Annotated in this window: 15 protein-coding genes; 9 read left to right on the top strand and 6 right to left on the bottom strand. The window is 61.3% G+C overall.

The genetic code is table 11. The features are described 5' to 3' along the window. The first annotated feature begins 25 nt into the window (after positions 1-25). The 4 genes from J1N02_RS25200 to J1N02_RS25185 all read left to right on the top strand — a co-directional run bounded on the left by J1N02_RS25200 (position 26) and on the right by J1N02_RS25185 (position 5481). Positions 26-2440 (top strand): TonB-dependent siderophore receptor, encoded by a 2415-nt coding sequence (locus J1N02_RS25200; protein ID WP_421147938.1) that lies wholly within the window; start codon positions 26-28, stop codon positions 2438-2440. Positions 2441-2504: 64 nt separating this feature from the next. Beyond that, positions 2505-3659, top strand: coding sequence for an ABC transporter substrate-binding protein (locus J1N02_RS25195; RefSeq protein WP_421147937.1), 1155 nt, complete (start codon positions 2505-2507; stop codon positions 3657-3659). Continuing rightward, positions 3656-4702, top strand: coding sequence for a FecCD family ABC transporter permease (locus tag J1N02_RS25190; RefSeq protein WP_065926092.1), 1047 nt, complete (start codon positions 3656-3658; stop codon positions 4700-4702). The genes J1N02_RS25195 and J1N02_RS25190 overlap by 4 nt, the downstream gene beginning before the upstream one ends. Next, positions 4696-5481: an ABC transporter ATP-binding protein gene (locus J1N02_RS25185; protein WP_098479897.1), complete on the top strand. Its 786-nt coding sequence runs from the start codon at positions 4696-4698 to the stop codon at positions 5479-5481. Before J1N02_RS25190 ends, J1N02_RS25185 begins: the two co-directional genes overlap by 7 nt. 31 nt (positions 5482-5512) lie before the next feature. Here J1N02_RS25185 and J1N02_RS25180 read toward each other — a convergent pair whose 3' ends face one another. Continuing rightward, entirely contained in the window at positions 5513-6520 is a 1008-nt protein-coding gene (locus J1N02_RS25180) for an aldo/keto reductase (protein WP_027603400.1), read from the bottom strand. A 273-nt stretch (positions 6521-6793) separates the two neighbouring features. Between J1N02_RS25180 and J1N02_RS25175 the strand changes: the two genes are divergently transcribed. Both J1N02_RS25175 and J1N02_RS25170 read left to right on the top strand, forming a co-directional pair. Continuing rightward, complete coding sequence (locus tag J1N02_RS25175; RefSeq protein WP_256592558.1) at positions 6794-6928, top strand: hypothetical protein; 135 nt, start codon at positions 6794-6796, stop codon at positions 6926-6928. Positions 6929-6963: 35 nt separating this feature from the next. Next, complete coding sequence (locus J1N02_RS25170) at positions 6964-7950, top strand: MDR family oxidoreductase (protein ID WP_108574694.1); 987 nt, start codon at positions 6964-6966, stop codon at positions 7948-7950. A 149-nt stretch (positions 7951-8099) separates the two neighbouring features. On the opposite strand, the gene J1N02_RS25165 is transcribed toward J1N02_RS25170, so the two are convergent. Further along, positions 8100-8687, bottom strand: coding sequence for a TetR/AcrR family transcriptional regulator (locus tag J1N02_RS25165; RefSeq protein ID WP_027603397.1), 588 nt, complete (start codon positions 8685-8687; stop codon positions 8100-8102). Positions 8688-8835: 148 nt separating this feature from the next. Between J1N02_RS25165 and J1N02_RS25160 the strand changes: the two genes are divergently transcribed. The 3 genes from J1N02_RS25160 to J1N02_RS25150 all read left to right on the top strand — a co-directional run bounded on the left by J1N02_RS25160 (position 8836) and on the right by J1N02_RS25150 (position 11809). Then, positions 8836-9936 carry an alkene reductase gene (locus tag J1N02_RS25160; RefSeq protein ID WP_027603396.1) on the top strand — a complete coding sequence of 367 codons (1101 nt, stop codon included), beginning with the start codon at positions 8836-8838 and terminating at the stop codon, positions 9934-9936. Between the two features lie 543 nt (positions 9937-10479). Next, complete coding sequence (locus J1N02_RS25155) at positions 10480-11325, top strand: alpha/beta fold hydrolase (RefSeq protein WP_098479898.1); 846 nt, start codon at positions 10480-10482, stop codon at positions 11323-11325. A gap of 22 nt (positions 11326-11347) precedes the next feature. Next, positions 11348-11809, top strand: a complete 462-nt coding sequence (locus tag J1N02_RS25150; protein WP_227432272.1) for an SCP2 sterol-binding domain-containing protein — start codon at positions 11348-11350, stop codon at positions 11807-11809. Here the strand turns inward: J1N02_RS25150 and J1N02_RS25145 are convergent. The 4 genes from J1N02_RS25145 to J1N02_RS25130 all read right to left on the bottom strand — a co-directional run bounded on the left by J1N02_RS25145 (position 11709) and on the right by J1N02_RS25130 (position 15658). Further along, positions 11709-12077 (bottom strand): NAD-dependent epimerase/dehydratase family protein, encoded by a 369-nt coding sequence (locus J1N02_RS25145; protein WP_081744359.1) that lies wholly within the window; start codon positions 12075-12077, stop codon positions 11709-11711. The two genes, J1N02_RS25150 and J1N02_RS25145, sit on opposite strands and share 101 nt — an antisense overlap. 54 nt (positions 12078-12131) lie before the next feature. After that, entirely contained in the window at positions 12132-13667 is a 1536-nt protein-coding gene (locus J1N02_RS25140; protein WP_027603393.1) for an amidase, read from the bottom strand. A 213-nt stretch (positions 13668-13880) separates the two neighbouring features. Then, a complete protein-coding gene (locus J1N02_RS25135) occupies positions 13881-14513 on the bottom strand; it encodes an ANTAR domain-containing response regulator (protein WP_090404594.1) in 633 nt (210 codons plus the stop codon). Then, positions 14510-15658, bottom strand: a complete 1149-nt coding sequence (locus tag J1N02_RS25130; RefSeq protein WP_421147936.1) for a transporter substrate-binding domain-containing protein — start codon at positions 15656-15658, stop codon at positions 14510-14512. Before J1N02_RS25130 ends, J1N02_RS25135 begins: the two co-directional genes overlap by 4 nt. Positions 15659-15949: the final 291 nt, after the last annotated feature.

Below are 15949 nucleotides of genomic sequence, written 5' to 3'. Positions count from 1 at the left end.
CCTCTCGTCCATGGGTCATCCTTTCATGCTCGTAGCACGGCCCCTGCGTCCGGCTCGTCCGCTCAAACCGATGGTGCACGGCGTCGTGCTCAGCCTGCTGCTGGCCGGTGCCATGTGCCCGGTGGCATTGGCGGAGGCACCGGCCCAATTGGATTCGGTCGCTGTGCAGGCCTACCACATCGCCCCCGGCCCGCTCGGCGCGACGCTCTCGAGCTTTGCCGTGGACGCCGGTATTGCCCTGTCGTTCCAGCCGTCGATCACGGAGGGCCTGATCAGCCCCGAACTGAACGGCACCTACTCCACGCAGGAAGCCGTCACGCGTTTGCTCGAAGGCAGCGGCCTGGAGATGGTATTGCGCAGCGATGGCAGCTACACCCTGGTACTGCGCCGGCTGACGCTGTCGGCGACCACGGTGGAGGCGGCGCAAAAACACACCGATAGCCTGCCGCCGGTGTACCCGGGCGGCCAGGTAGCCGAGGGCGGGCGTCTCGGTCTGCTGGGCAATACGGATGTGATGGACGCGCCGTTCAGCATCAGCACCTATACCGCATCATTGATCAAAGACCAGCAGGCGACCACCGTGGGCGACGTGCTGGAGCGCGACTCTTCGGTCCGCTCCACCGGCCAGACGGGGGGGATCGTCGACTCATTCTTTATCCGCGGCTTTCCGGTGGGGGAAGGCAACCTCGGGGAACTGGCGTTCGACGGTGTGTACGGCGTGGCCTCCAATTACCGGGTATTCACCGACTACGCCGAACGCATCGAAGTGGTCAAAGGCCCTGGCGCCCTCCTCTACGGCATGTCCCCCAACAGCGCCGTCGGTGGCGTGATCAACGTGGTCCCCAAGCGCGCCCTGGACGAGGACCTGACCCGCGTCACGGCCTCCTATGCCCAGGACCTGCAACTGGGCACCCATATCGACCTGAGTCGGCGGTTTGGCGAGGACCGGCGATTCGGCATGCGCGTCAACGGCCGCGTGCAGCAGGGTGACACTGTCATCGACAAGCAATCGCGGGATGTCGGGGTCAGTGCCATCGCCCTGGATTACCAGGGCGATCGCCTGCGCACCAGCCTGGACCTGATCAACCAGCAAGAGCAATTCGACGCGGCGTCACGGCCCTTCCTGATCGCGCCCGGCGTGCCGATTCCCCACGCCGCCAACGGGCGTACCAACGTCAGCCAGGCGTGGGGCTGGTCCAAGACCCGCGACAAGTCGGCATTGCTGGGTGGCGAGTATGACGTGAGCGACGCACTGACCCTGTTTGCCCATGCCGGCGGTGGGAAGTCGAACGTGGCACGCCTTTCCGACCAGACCCCGACCATCATCAACACCGCCGGCGACACCTCGTCGATCCCCGGCTATTACAAATTTAAAGTACGGCGCTACACGGTCGACAGCGGTGCCCGACTGCGTTTCGACACCGGGCCGATCAGCCACAGCACCACGCTGCAGGTCACGCGCTATCGCGATGAGTTGTCGCGCGGCATTATTTCCGGCCCGCCGATCCTGTCGAACATTTACCACCCGGTCTCACGACCCGAGGCCGACATTGCCACGCCGGCCACGCCGAAAGTCTCGGCGACCGAATTGTCCGGCGTCGCGGTTGCCGACACCTTGTCGATGCTCGAGCAGCGCCTGCAGGTGACGGCCGGCCTGCGCAAACAGACCATCCGCTCCAACAACTACGACGCGGCGGGTACGGTGACCACGGCTTACGACGACGGCAGGACCACGCCGCTGTTCGGCGCAGTTGTCCGGCCCTGGGAGCATGTGTCGTTCTACTACAACTACCTGGAAGGCTTGAGCAAAGGCGATATCGCCCCCGCCACGGCCTCGAACGCGGGCCAGATCTTTGCCCCCTACGTCTCACGCCAGCATGAGGTGGGGGTCAAGCTCGACTACGGCACGGTCATGTCCACACTCGCGCTGTTCCAGATCACCAAACCCAGTGGCGAGCTGTCAGGCACCACCTTTGCGGTACAAGGCGAACAGCGCAACCGGGGCCTGGAGCTGAACGTATCCGGCGAAGCCGGCCAAGGCACACGCCTGCTCGGCGGGGTGACGCTGCTGGATGCGCAACTGACCAAAAGCGCGGTTGCGGCCAACCGGGGCAATACCCCGGTGGGGGTGCCGAAGGTGCAAGCCAACCTCTGGGCCGAGTGGGACGTGCCCTGGGTCGAGGGGCTGACGCTAACCAGCGGGGCGTTGTACACCGGCAGCCAATATGTGAACCAGGCCAACACCCAGCAGTTGGCCCCCTGGACCCGCTTCGACATGGGCGTGCGCTACAGCACGCGCATCGCCCAGCGGCCGACGACCTTCCGCGCCACGGTACAGAACGTGTTCGACCGCGAGTATTGGTCGGGGGTCGCTTCCTATGGTGCGTTCTCTCAAGGCTCGCCACGCACCCTTCTACTGTCGACCACGGTCGATTTCTGAAACCTTCGGCCCGGCGCGACTAGCTGCACCGCCACCCGGCCCGACCACTGCAAAGGCTTTAACCATGGTTACCATTGTTCGACGCAGCCACGCCTTCGCCGGGCTGCTGCTTGCGGGTTTGCTGGGATGGGCGCTGCCGTCGACGGCCGCCGAGCCGCAGGCACCACGCAGCACCGTCACCGATTTGCTCGGGCGCCAGGTCAAGGTGCACCTGCCGGTCCGGCGCGTGATTCTGGGGGAAGGCCGCCAGTTGTACCTGGTTGCCGCGCTGGATACGCAAAACCCCATCGAGCGAATCGTCGGCTGGCGCAAGGACCTGATCCAGTCCGACCCGGACACCTATGGCGCTTACCTGCGTAAATTTCCCGCCATCGCCAAAATCCCCACCTTTGGCGGCTTTGAAGACGGCACCTTCGATATCGAGCAGGCCATCTCCCAGCGCCCGGACGTGATCATCCTCAATATCGAGGCCCAGCACGCGACCGAGGACGCCCGCTATATCGAGAAGCTCGATGCCCTGGGGATTCCAGTGGTGTACGTCGACTTTCGCAACCACCCGATGCAGAACACCGAACCGACCATGCGCCTGTTCGGCCAGTTGTTCGGCAAAGAGGCGCGTGCCGAAGCGTTTATCTACTTTCGCAACCAGCAGATCCGCCGCGTCACCGACGTGATCAACGCGCAACACCCTTCGCGCCCCAACGTGTTCATCGAGCGTATCGGTGGCTACACCGACGATTGCTGCCTGAGTTTCGGCAATGAAAACTTCGGTCTGTTCGTCGATATGGCGGGGGGCAATAACATCGCCAGAGACGTTATTCCCACCACCTTTGGCCAGCTGAATCCCGAGCAAGTGATCGTCGCCAACCCGGAACAGGTGGTGGTCACCAGTGCCAACTGGGAAGCCTTTGCCCCCGGTGGCCACTGGGTCGGGGTGGGTCCCGGTGCCGACATGGCCCAAGCCCGGCGCAAACTGGCCTGGTATACCCAGCGCCCGGCCTATGCCGGGATCAAGGCCCAGGATGACCAGGCGTTCCATGCCATCTGGCACCAGTTCTACAACAGCCCTTATCAGTTCGTGGCCATCCAGCAGTTGGCCAAGTGGTTTCATCCGACACTGTTTACCGACCTGGACCCTGAAGACTCGTTTCGCCAATTGCACGAGCGATTCCTGCCGGTGCCCTATGAGCCGGGTTACTTCGTGAGCCTCAAGCCATGAGTGCCGTGATCCAACGCGACACCTACCGGGCCCTGGTGCTGCGCAAACGCCTGATCCTCGGTGGCCTGCTCTTGCTGCTGTTGTGCAGTGTGCTGCTTGACCTGGCCCTGGGGCCGGCGCGTTACAGCTTCAATGAAGTACTCGGTGCACTGTTTGCGCCGGACAGTGCGCCGGCACAGGTTCGCGTGGTGATGTGGGACATCCGCCTGCCGATCGCCCTGATGGCCGTTGCCGTGGGTGCGGCGTTGTCACTGGCCGGCGCGCAGATGCAGACCATCCTCAATAACCCGCTGGCCAGCCCCTTCACCCTGGGCATTTCCGCCGCCGCCAGTTTTGGTGCAGCCATGGGGCTGGCGTTTGGTGTGGCGCTGTTTCCGTTGGCGGCGCAGTACATGGTGCCGGTCAACGCGTTCATCATGGCCATGCTGTCGGCGTTGCTGATTCACTTCCTGAGCATGCGTCGCGGGGTCACCGCGGAAACCATCGTGCTGCTGGGCATCGCCCTGGTCTTCACGTTTAACGCGTTATTGGCCCTGGTGCAGTTTTTCGCCACCGAGCAAGCCGTGGCAGCCGTGGTGTTCTGGACCATGGGCAGCCTGACCAAAGCCACCTGGCCCAAACTCGGGGTGATCTGCCTGGTGATCGTGATCACCCTGCCGATCTTTGCCAAGCGCGCCTGGGCCCTGACCGCACTGCGACTGGGTGACGACAAGGCCGCCAGCTTCGGGATCAATGTACGCAGCCTGCGCTTTCAGACGCTGATCATGGTCAGCCTGCTCGCCTCGTTCCCCGTGGCCTTTGTAGGCACCATCGGCTTTATCGGGCTGGTCGGCCCGCATATTGCGCGGATGTTGATCGGCGAGGACCAACGCTTCTTCCTGCCGGCCTCGCTGCTCACCGGCGCACTGATTCTGTCCGCCAGTTCAGTGGTGAGCAAAACCCTGATCCCCGGCGCCATCTTCCCGATCGGGGTGGTCACTTCACTGATCGGCGTGCCGTTCTTCATATCACTGATCCTCAGCGGGAAGAAAAACACATGGTGAAGATTCAGCTGCAAGACCTGGGTGCCCGCTATGGCCAGCGCACGATCATCCGTGGCGTTACCACCGCCGCGTTCACCGGCGGCCAGGTGGTCGCGGTGGTGGGGCCCAATGCGGCGGGCAAGTCGACCCTGTTCAAACGCATGGCCGGGCTGATCGACGGGCCTGGACAGGTGATCCTGCAGGACTCGAAAAAGGGCCGGCAGGGCATCTGCTACATGCCCCAGGGCTTGAATGCCAGTGCGCGGTTGACGGTCTACGAATCGGTACTCCTGGCCCGCAAGCAACTGTCGCCGCAATGGACCGTCCACGATGACGAGTTGAACCTGGTGGAGGAAATGCTCGAGGCTCTTGGCATCAGCGACTTGTCATTTCGCAACCTCGGCGAACTCAGCGGCGGCCAGCAGCAACTGGTGTCCATCGCCCAGACCTTGGTGCGCGAACCGGAAATTCTGCTGATGGACGAACCCACCAGCGCCCTCGACATGCATCGCCAGGTGCAAGTGTTGAACTTCATGGGCGCACTGGCCCGCCAACAGCAGGTCATCGTGTTTATTGCCCTGCATGACCTGAACCAGGCGTTGCGCTTTGCCGACCAGGTATTGGTGATTGCCGACGGCACCGCCCAGGGCAGCGGCGCGAGTCATGAGGTGATCACCGAACGCATGCTGCGCGAGGTGTACCAGGTTGAGGCGCGGATCGAGCAGTGCAGTCGGGGACAACGGCATATTTTGATCGACGGCATAAACTTGACCGCGTACCCAAGGCGAACCACAGCTTGATGCGAGAAACCGATATATGCACCTTCACGGGTCAGGCAACGACACGCTCTGGAGCGCCGTCAGCCCAAGCAACAGGGACCCTGGCCACTGCCGACGGCGCCAGGTCACTCACGCTGTCAAGTCGACCAATTTGCTCCGCAGAGAGCTGCAGTGTCAGCGCTCCAAGGTTATCGGTAAGTTGACCAAGTGAGCGCGGGCCGATGATGGGAACCGCACCATGCGTGCCTGCCCAAGCAATGGCAACCTGGCCCGGGCTGACGCCGTGTTCACCCGCTATAGCGACTACCGCGTCCAGTGTCTGCGTGCGCTGTGCCGAGTTCTCCGGCTGGAACACACGGCCTGCGAACCCTTCAGCACGCCCCGTTTCACCTTGCCGGTACTTTCCGGTCAACATACCGCCCCCCAGGGGCGACCACGTCACGATGCCGAGACCGAGCGCATGCGATGCCTTGAACAAATCGGCCTCGGGCTCGCGATGCACCAAGCTATGTTCGAACTGCGCAGCCGCAATCGGAACGGCATGGGACAGTTCGGCCAGCGTGACCGCACGGGCGAGGCGCCAGGCGGGGAAGTTCGACAGGCCCGCGTACAGGATCTTGCCGGCACGCGCCAGGTCCTCGAAGCCTCGGACGATTTCCTCAAGGGGCGTGGTGCCATCCGGGTGATGCGCCCAGTAAATATCAATCCGATCGGTTTTGAGCCGTTTCAGGCTTGCCTCCACGGAAGCCACCATGGCCTTACGGCTGTTGCCGGTGACCAGTCGGTTCGCATTCTGCACTGCGCCACTGCTGAACTTGGTGGCGAGCACAAAATCCTCACGCCGCCCTTCCAGCAATGTACCGAGCAGTTCTTCGGATTGCCCGAATTGGTAGACGTCAGCCGAATCGATGAAGTTGCCGCCAGCTTCGGCATAAGCGTTGAACACAGCTTTGCTGGCGTCGGGATCGGCGCCATAACCCCAGCCTGTGCCGAAGTTGCCCGTGCCGAGCGCCACCTGTGAAACCTGCAAACCGGTCTTTCCAAATGATGTGTACTTCATGCTGTGCTCCGTCAATTGAATCGGCCCTGTTGTCGCGATCGACTGGGCGCATGACCGCCTTGATAGCGTTCCCCTGCGCTTTAGTGACTTTCATCTTCAAGATCTGTGTAGATAGACCAGCAGTGAAGCCTACAGCCCTCATTGATGTCAATCGCAATCAAAGATCTTGACGACGAAGATTATGATCGACATCATTGAAGTACTTGCCTCGCAAGGGTGCTGGCAATTCGCGCGCCCATCTGACCGCGCCCACCTGCTTTCGTCGAGGCGGGCTTGGCCTTCGAGTTTGCCGCCATGGTCCAGGAAAACCTCGCCGGGACGCGCAAGGACAAGGGCATCGTCACCTTCAACGACCCTCAGGTGGGTCGCAGGCGAACCCAAGGTTTCCAGCTGGGTCAACTGATTTAGCGCAACGCACGTGGTCACCTGACCAGGAGAAGACGATGACATTCAAGGCACTGCTCGCCAGCAAGACCGGTGACACCCTTTCAACTCGCTTGGTTGACTTTGAGGACGAGGATTTGATGCCGGGCGACGTCACCGTCGCGGTCGAATACTCAACGGTGAACTACAAGGACGCGATGGCGCTCAGTGGCCGGTCACCGATCATCCGCAGGTTTCCGCTGATTCCGGGGATCGACTTTGCCGGTGTCGTAGAGTCGTCGACCTATCCCGGCATTGTGGCCGGCGACCGTGTGCTGGCCAACGGCTGGGGACTCAGCCAGACTCACCACGGCGGCTTCGCCCAGAGGGCACGGGTGAGCGGTGATTGGCTGGTCAAGATTCCCGCAGCGTTTTCGGCCCGGGATGCCATGGCCATCGGCACAGCGGGGTACACCGCAATGCTGTCCGTGCTGGCACTGGAACATGGCGGTCTGACGCCCGCGCGCGGCGACATCCTGGTGACCGGCGCCAATGGCGGCTCTGGATCGGTGGCGATTGCCCTGCTGTCCAAACTGGGCTATCGCGTGATCGCATCGACCGGGCGGCTTGATGAAGCCGATTACCTGCGCGCGCTCGGCGCGAACGAAATCATCGACCGCCACACCCTGTCCTCACCGGGCGCACCGATTTCCGAAGAGCGCTGGGCGGGCGCCATTGACTCTGTCGGCAGCCATACGTTGGCTAACGTGCTGGCGCATACCCGGTATCGTGGCGTGGTCGCGGCCTTCGGACTTGCACAAGGCGCGGATCTGCCCGCCTCTGTGCTCCCCTTCATCCTGCGCAACATCACCCTTGCTGGCATTGATTCGGTCAATGCGCCTCAGCAGATACGGCAGCAGGCTTGGTCGCGCCTTGCCAGCGACCTGGATCTGGACAAGCTTGCCCGAACCTCAAAGGTGGTTGGCCTCGGCGATGTTCCTGACATCGCCAGCCGCGTGCTCGCAGGGAAAATTCAGGGGCGCACCATCGTTGACGTGAACGCGTGACGGGGCGGCGGGGTTTTCCAGTGCCACCACACGCTGTTGTCCGAGGCGCTGCCTCTGCTGGCGAAAATCGATGATCAACCGAGGATCGACCGCTTGCTCTCTCGCACGCCCATGAAGCGCATCGGCAGGCGCGCTTGAGGTCTCCCGGACTATTGCTCGCTGCCTGGCGATACCGGCAAGGAAGCCGATATCCGGGCGTGGCAAACCTCGAGTATTTCATCGGCGAGCGGCGAATCATCCGGACACGCTCGCGACAACACCACCGCGCCAACGGCATGAGCCAGTACGTCGATCATCTTCGCTCTCGTCTCGCCCGGCGCAGCGTCTTCGACGGTCGGAGACTTTTGCACCAGCGCTTGCAGCATGCGGTCTATGCCTTCGGCGAATGCACGCTTCAGCTCATCCGACTGACGCGCCGCGTCTCCACACAGGGCCGCCATGGTGCAGCCCTCGCCACGCCGGTCACGGTGATCCCTCGACACGTAGATATCGATGAACGTCTGAATATCAAGCGCCTCGGTGCCGGCGAGCGACCGGGAAAGACTGCTGGCTGCAGCCTCGGCCATCAAATCGGCCTTTGAGCCGAAATGTTTGTAGAAACCTCCGTGGGTGAACCCGGCGGCCCCCATGAGATCCACCAAACCTACGCCGTCAAACCCCCGCTCACGAAACAACACGGAGGCCGTCTCGACGATGTGCTCGCGATTTGCCTGCGCCTGCGCTTTGGTCACTTTCACCTGCGATACCTCGAACTTGCACAAAAAACCTACGCCCATAGTACATAGATGTTGATTGCAATCAAAATAATTGACAGTTTTGATTATGACCACCATCATAAAGACAAGCCAAATCCCTCTTCCGCCACAGCCACAGAAGACACCTCACATGACCGATCAAAATCTGTTTACTGCCTATACCCTTGGCTCACTGACCCTCGCCAACCGCATCGTGCTCGCGCCCCTGACGCGCAATCGCGCCGGCACTGGACTGGTGCCCAGCGAGTTCGCCCCCACTTACTACAGCCAGCGCGCTTCAGCCGGGCTGCTGATCACCGAGGCCACCCAGATTTCGGCGCAGGCCCAGGGTTACCAAGACACACCCGGTCTTTACACCCAGGCGCAGATCGACGGCTGGCGCCGGGTCACCGAAGCGGTGCATGCCAAGGGCGGCAAGATTTTTGTGCAGCTGTGGCACGTTGGCCGGGTTTCCCATGTGGACCTGCAACCGGGCGGTGCCGCCCCAGTAGCGCCTTCGGCCATCCGTGCCCAGACCAAGACCTTCGTCAATAACGGCTTTGCCGACGTGTCCGAGCCACGCGCGCTCGAACTCGACGAACTGCCAGGCATCGTCAACGATTTCCGCCAAGCGGCGGCAAACGCCATTGCGGCCGGCTTCGACGGCGTGGAACTCCACGGTGCAAACGGTTATTTACTCGATCAATTCATCAAGGACGGCGCCAACCAGCGTACCGATGCCTACGGCGGTTCGATCGAAAATCGTGCGCGCCTGTTGCTGGAAGTGACCGCTGCCGTGGTCGCCGAGATTGGCGCGGACCGCACGGGCATTCGCCTGTCGCCGGTCTCGCCCGCCAATGGTGTGTCGAGCAGTGAGCCGCAGGCTCAGTTCGATTACATCGTCGACCAACTCAATGCGCTCGACATCGTTTACCTGCACGTCGTCGAAGGCGCGACCGGTGGGCCACGCGACGTGGCGCCGTTTGATTTCGATGCGTTGCGCCAGCGCTTCCAGAACACCTACATCGCCAACAATGGCTACGACCAAAACCTGGCCAACTCGCGGCTTGCGCAGGACAAGGCTGACCTCATCGCCTTTGGCCGCCCGTTTATCGGCAACCCGGATCTGGTGGAGCGGCTCAAGGCCGGTGCGCCGCTGTCCGCCTTCGACCCCACCACCCTCTACGGCGGCGGTGCGACGGGCTACATCGACTACCTGACACTGGCCGAAGCCAGCGCTGTCGCCAACTAGGCAGTGCCTGACCGGGCCAGGTTTTATTTGTGCCCCCCTCTCACTGAGTGACCGAAGCTTGTATCCGGGAAGGTCCAGGTAACTCCGTATAAATGGCGTGCTTGGTGTCGTTACCTGTGTTCTGGCACCAAACGAGCCAGCGTCGATTACAGAACGACCACGACTGGGGGCACAAGGGGTAAGGCAGGAGTGCGCAAAAGGCTGGAAAGATGAAGTTGAATAACGATAAGTGCGACATCAATGAGTGCGTTGAATCAACCGCAGCCGCACCGCCCGATACAGGACACACAGGCCCACATCAGGATCAAGCGACACCCGCGAAATCACCGACCAGCAAAGTACCTGAAGACGCGGCTCAGCCTGTAATCGTCTGGCGTAGCTTGATGTTGCAGCAGTAACACTGCGAAGTCGCATTGCTCCGTCAACACCCGTCGCCGTGCAACCAGACATCGAGCCCGGAGCGGCCAACCCGCGCGGGTGCAATCTGTACCCAAACAGCCATGGTTTGCTGCATCAGATGACAACCCCTTGGAGGACTTCAAAATGAGCTATAGCCATTTAACCGCCCCTACCCTGTATATCGATGTCGATGGCGAGACATTTGCCTATCGCCGCTGGGGCAATGACAAGACAGATCAGCCTCCGCTGTTCCTCCTCCAGCATTTCCGTGGCGGCATGGATCATTGGGACCCCATCATGACGGATGGGCTGGCGGCAGGGCGCGAGGTCATCCTCTACAACGGTCGCGGCATTGCCTCTTCTTCCGGAGAGCCGCGTAACCGAATTGAGCTGATGGCCGACGACGCTGCCGCAGTGATCCGCGCACTCGGTCTATCAACAGTCGATGCGTTGGGTTTCTCGCTTGGCGGTTTTATCGCCCAGGACCTGACACGACGCCATCCCGACCTCGTGCGCAAACTGATGCTGCTGGGTACCGGGCCTCGTGGCGGTAATCCGGACTCAGACCCTGGCGTGCTGGAGGCCGCACCACGGCCCATTCCCACAGTGGACGATTTTCTGTTTCTGTTTTTCGGTCGCTCCGAGGCGGCGCGGCAGGCAGGGCTCGAGTTCTGGGAGCGCCGTCATCAGCGTGTCGACCAGGATCCACCCAGCTCGATGCAGGTGATGCAGGCACAGATCGAAGCCCACATGCACTTTATGCCCAAGCTGGACCCAAATGATCCCTTCAATCATCTGCGCGCTATCAAACAGCCAACGTTCATCCTGAACGGCATGAATGACGTCATGATTCCAACAGTCAACTCCTGGTACATGGCCCAGAACATCCCGAACGCCCAGTTATTCCTGTACCCGGATGCGGGCCACGGCGCCCAATTCCAATGCCCTGAGCGCTTTCTGAAACACGCCATCGCGTTCCTCAGCGAATGACAACTTACGGAGCCAGCACATCATGCTGAAGTTTAAATTTTTGTTGTGGGCGCTGACCAAGCTGTTACAGCGGGCCATCAAGAAAAACCCCGGCTGCGCAAAATTTGTTAATGGCAAGTCGTTGGTCTTTCAGATTCGAACAGAGGATGGCGTGGGTCGCTACTTCACCGTTGCGAACGGAAAGATAAAATCCGCCGCAGGTTTAACGCAAAAGCCGGCATTCACGCTGTCGTTCAGAAACACAGAAAGAGGCTTCGCCATTCTGTCGGCTAAAGACAGCAAGGATGAATTCCTGACGGGCTTGCGTACAGGCGATCTGAAAATCAGCGGTGATTTTGTCGAGGTGATGTGGTTCCAGGGATTAACAGAATACTTGCAGCCGGCTAAAGACCCCGCGCAGGTCTTTTCACGACGCCTTGCATCGTGCGGCTGCCGATCATCACGATTCGGGCGCCGGGGTGCAGCCTGGCGTGCAGGGTGTTGACCAAATGGCTCGCCGCCGCCACGTGAACCTGCCACATGGCTTGGCCATCCTGCGGCTGCAACTGCCCCAACGGGGCGGTACGCATGAAACCTGCCGCGTGGACGATGGCATCCACCGTTTCGATGGGCTGCAAGGCTTGATCCAAGGCCTGCAAGTCACTCAGATCGCATTCAGTCCAGTGAACGCGCGGATGGTCGATACCGGCAGCGCGGCGACTCAGCCCCTGCACACGCCAGCCTTCTGACAGCAGGCGTTGCGCGATGGCCATTCCAGGCCCAGTCGCCAGCGAACGTATTCGCCAGCGCCTGGGCAGGCCATCGGTTTACAGCGCCGGGGGTTTAGGGAATACGCCACGGGCGTGTTCGTAGGCCTGGGCAACGCGCAGTGCGAGGGCGTCCTGGAAGCGCGGAGCAACGATCATCATGGCGACCGGCAAACCGTCCGCAAGCCCCGCCGGGATCGATGTCGCGGGGTGCCCCGTGAGGTCAAACGGCGCGGTATTGGCGAGCATGTCCAGTGCACTGTGCACGTACTCCTCGACGGGGGCGTCCGCGGCGGTCAACGGCGTGGCTACGAAGGGCATGGTGGGCATCACCAACACGTCAAAATCCTTGAATGCCTCGTCGTACTGGCGCGTCAACTCCGGTACCAGCATCCGCGCCTTGGCGTAGTAGGCGCCATGCAGGTTTTTCAGGCTGTAGTGACCGGTCAACGCAACCGCTCGCACGCTACTGGACAATGCATCGGCATGTTCGCGGCGTTTTTCGCCGAAGTAACTCATGATGTCCGGGTCGTAATAACCGTCGACGTTCATGCCGTAGCCATTGCCCTGCAGCATCTGATACGCCGCGCCGTCAGTGGCAATCACGTTCCACAGATCCAACGCCACGCCCGTGTGCCACGGCGCACTCGCTTCGCCGACGCTGGCGCCCAGGCTTTCAAGCTGGGCAACCGCCGCCTTGACCAGCGCGTCCACCTGCGGCTCGGACATTCCCGGGATCGCAAAACCTTCTCGCAGCAAGCCGATTTTCAAGCCGGCCACGCCCTGCTCCAGCGTCGCGAGGCAGTTGACCGCTGGCGGATTTTTCTGCCGGGAATCAAGCCCATCGGCCCCCGCAATGACATCGAGCATCGCTGCCACATCGCGTACGTTATTGGCCATCGGGCCCACATGGTCGATGGTCCGCTCAATCGGAAAAGCGCCGGTGTAAGGCACCAGGCCGTAAGTCGGCTTGTGCCCGACGATGCCGCTCCAGGCCGACGGCATCCGGATCGAACCGCCCTGATCGCCGCCGATGGCCATGTCGACTTGGCCAAGCGCCACCAGCACCGCACTGCCGCTGGACGAGCCGCCTGCGTTGCGCGTCAGGTCCCAGGGGTTTTTAACCGGGCCGCTTGCGGAGGTAAAACTTGCCCCGGAAAAACACAAGTCTTCACACACCGACTTGCCCACCACCGTGGCCCCGGCCGCCAGCAAGCGTTTGACCACAGTGGCGTCTTCGGACGGGATATAACCGTCCAGGCTCAATGAGCCGTTAGCCATGGGCACGCCAGCCACCGACACATTGTCCTTGATGACCACCGTCCTGCCGGCCAACGGGCCTTGCGCCGCGCCGACGATTCGGGTTTTCACGTACCAGGCGCCGTGCAGGTTGTCTGCCTCGGCGGCTTTGTTGTATTCGCGTTCAGGCGGTTGCTGCGCGACGTTGGCAGCGTAGAGCGCATCGATGGCTTCGTAGGAATTCAACGTTTCATCGGCCAGGTTGAGGAAGGCCTCCATCTGGCTATCTGTCAGGTGATAACCGTGGTCTTCGGCGGCAATCAGAAAGTCGGCTTTGCCGGGGCGTTTTACGGACATGGTGTTCTCCAAATGACGTTAAGAACCACCCGATCTCGGGCGATCATTGACGCGCGCCACCCGTGCCCACTGCACAGGTTACGGCTCGCTCCGGAGGACTCCATTGTCCACGCCGGTCGCCACGCGGTGATCCATACCTGCCAAGGGAGGCGTATGGCAAACGTCCACGCAGAAGAGGATCAAGCCCTCACAAGCTTGATGCTCAAAGGCTGTTCAGGAACAGGCTTGTCGGAACAACTCATGGGCCTTGACCAGCGCTTCGGCGATTTTTTCCACCGGTTCGCGCTTGGCCATGGCTTGATCTCGCAAGGCGTTGTAGGCATCGGTCTCCGACATGCCCTTGGTTTCGATAAGGATTATTTTCGCCTGCTGCACGGTGCGCATGACCGCCATGCGCCCTTCCAGGCGCTTGACGTGTCGTTCCCGTTCGCGGGCCTTGCGTGACTGACTCAGCGTGATCGCCAAAGCGGTCAGCAACCCGAACGACTTCACGGGCGAAGGAATGACAGAGCAAGCGTTCAACTGCACCAATGCCTCGACGATGATCGGGTTCTCATAGGCAATCACCGGAATGATCGGCGGCGTGCTGGCGTGGAGCAGCCATGGCGTGTTGGTCGACAGGCTTTCCGGCGACACCGCCAACACGATCACGTCCGCCTCGGCGCTCAAGCGCTCCGGGATCGGCCATTGCACACGCACCTGACAACCGATGCGCTGCAACTGCTCGATCAGGTTGCGTCCATCCTCGTCATCCGGGTGCATTACCAATACGCTGACGTCGCGCAGGTCCTTGATGCCTGTCGCGCTGTCGTTGCGCAGGCGTTTCTTGGCGGCGCGCAAGGTCATGGACGTCTCCCCACCGAGCCGGACCATTCATTGAAATTGGGTGCAATGGCGTAAGGGTCAGGCTTGAGTGCACTCTGGCTTTCGTAAAGGATGTCGAATTGGCCCTCGACGTTGGCCCGGCCGATCCGCGAAAACAGGTACGTGTGGTGATTGTTGGCATCGACCCGAATGCGTCCTTGTGGCGCTTCGAATTCCAGCCCGCGCATAGCCTGCAGCACATCCTCCACTTGCGTGCTGCCAGCTCGAACGATCGCCTTGGCCAGCAAGTGCACCTGAAAGTACGCCGCCTCCCAGCAACGGTCAGTGACCTGGTGTTGACCAAACAACTCGCGGTATTGGGCGATGCATTGGCGGTTGGTCGGCGTGTCCACCGACTGAAAATACGTAGCCGCCGAAATATGTCCCACCCCCAGGTGAATCCCCATTTGCTGGATGTCGGTTTCGCTGGTCGTCAGGCTGGCAATCGGCATCACCGAGGGGTCAAAGCCTGCGTCGGCGTAGGCCTGGTACAAATGCCCCATGGTTTCGCCGACGACCGTCGAGAAAATAAACGAGGGCTTGAGCTCCCTGGCCTTGAGCATCAGCTTGGCAAAATCTTCCGGACGCGCGTTTTTCAGCGGCAGGTAATACTCGCCCAGCTTGGTACCGCCACGCTCGTACAACAGGTCGCTCATCAAGCGATTGGTTTCGTACGGGTAGACGTACTCGGAACCGATCATCAACACGCGATTGCCGAAGTTGTCGAGCATGTAATTGCCCAGCGGCAGGGCATTGTGATTCGGTGTGGCGCCGGTGTAGATGATGTTGCGCGAATACTCGAAACCTTCGTAATACACCGGGTACAGCAACAGGGCGTCGTAGCGCTCGACAATCGGCAGTGCCGCCTTGCGTGCAGCCGAAGTGTAGCAACCAAAGAAAAACCGCAGGTGTTCTTCGCGGATCAGCGATTCGATGTGCATGGCGTACAGCGCAGGCGTTGAATCGGGGTTACGGGTGATCAACTGCAGCGGGCGACCATCGACCCCGCCTGCCGCATTGATCTGCGCAATTGCGAACTGCGCGCCGCGCATCGTCGAGCCCTCGGCAGCCGCCGTGACACCGGTATCGGAAAACAGACCGCCTATGCGGATCGACTGGTCAACCATGCCTATCAACCTTGTTCAACGTGAGAAAAGACACCCGCTCGTGGATGGGGGTCTGGAGGCCTGTGCAAATAATGATTGAGCGAGACGCCGTATAACAAAATGGCTGCTCTCAGGCGGGTTGTGCCTGGGGCTGGCGCGACAACACTGTCAGGGCCAGTCATGCGAGGGGCCTTCCACACCTGCCGAGGATGGGCGTGTGACAAGGGACCCTGCGAGGGTGTTGCCTGTCGCTCATGCAGATAGTGGGCCACACGCCATGGACGAGCTGCACCCGCGGCGCCGGCCGGTTTC

Origin of the sequence: Pseudomonas sp. NFX5, from assembly GCF_049132125.1 — a bacterium.
In the GTDB taxonomy this organism is placed as follows: domain Bacteria; phylum Pseudomonadota; class Gammaproteobacteria; order Pseudomonadales; family Pseudomonadaceae; genus Aquipseudomonas; species Aquipseudomonas marginalis.
Note: the sequence above shows the minus strand (reverse complement) of the source record. Positions and strands in the feature narration are given on the sequence as shown.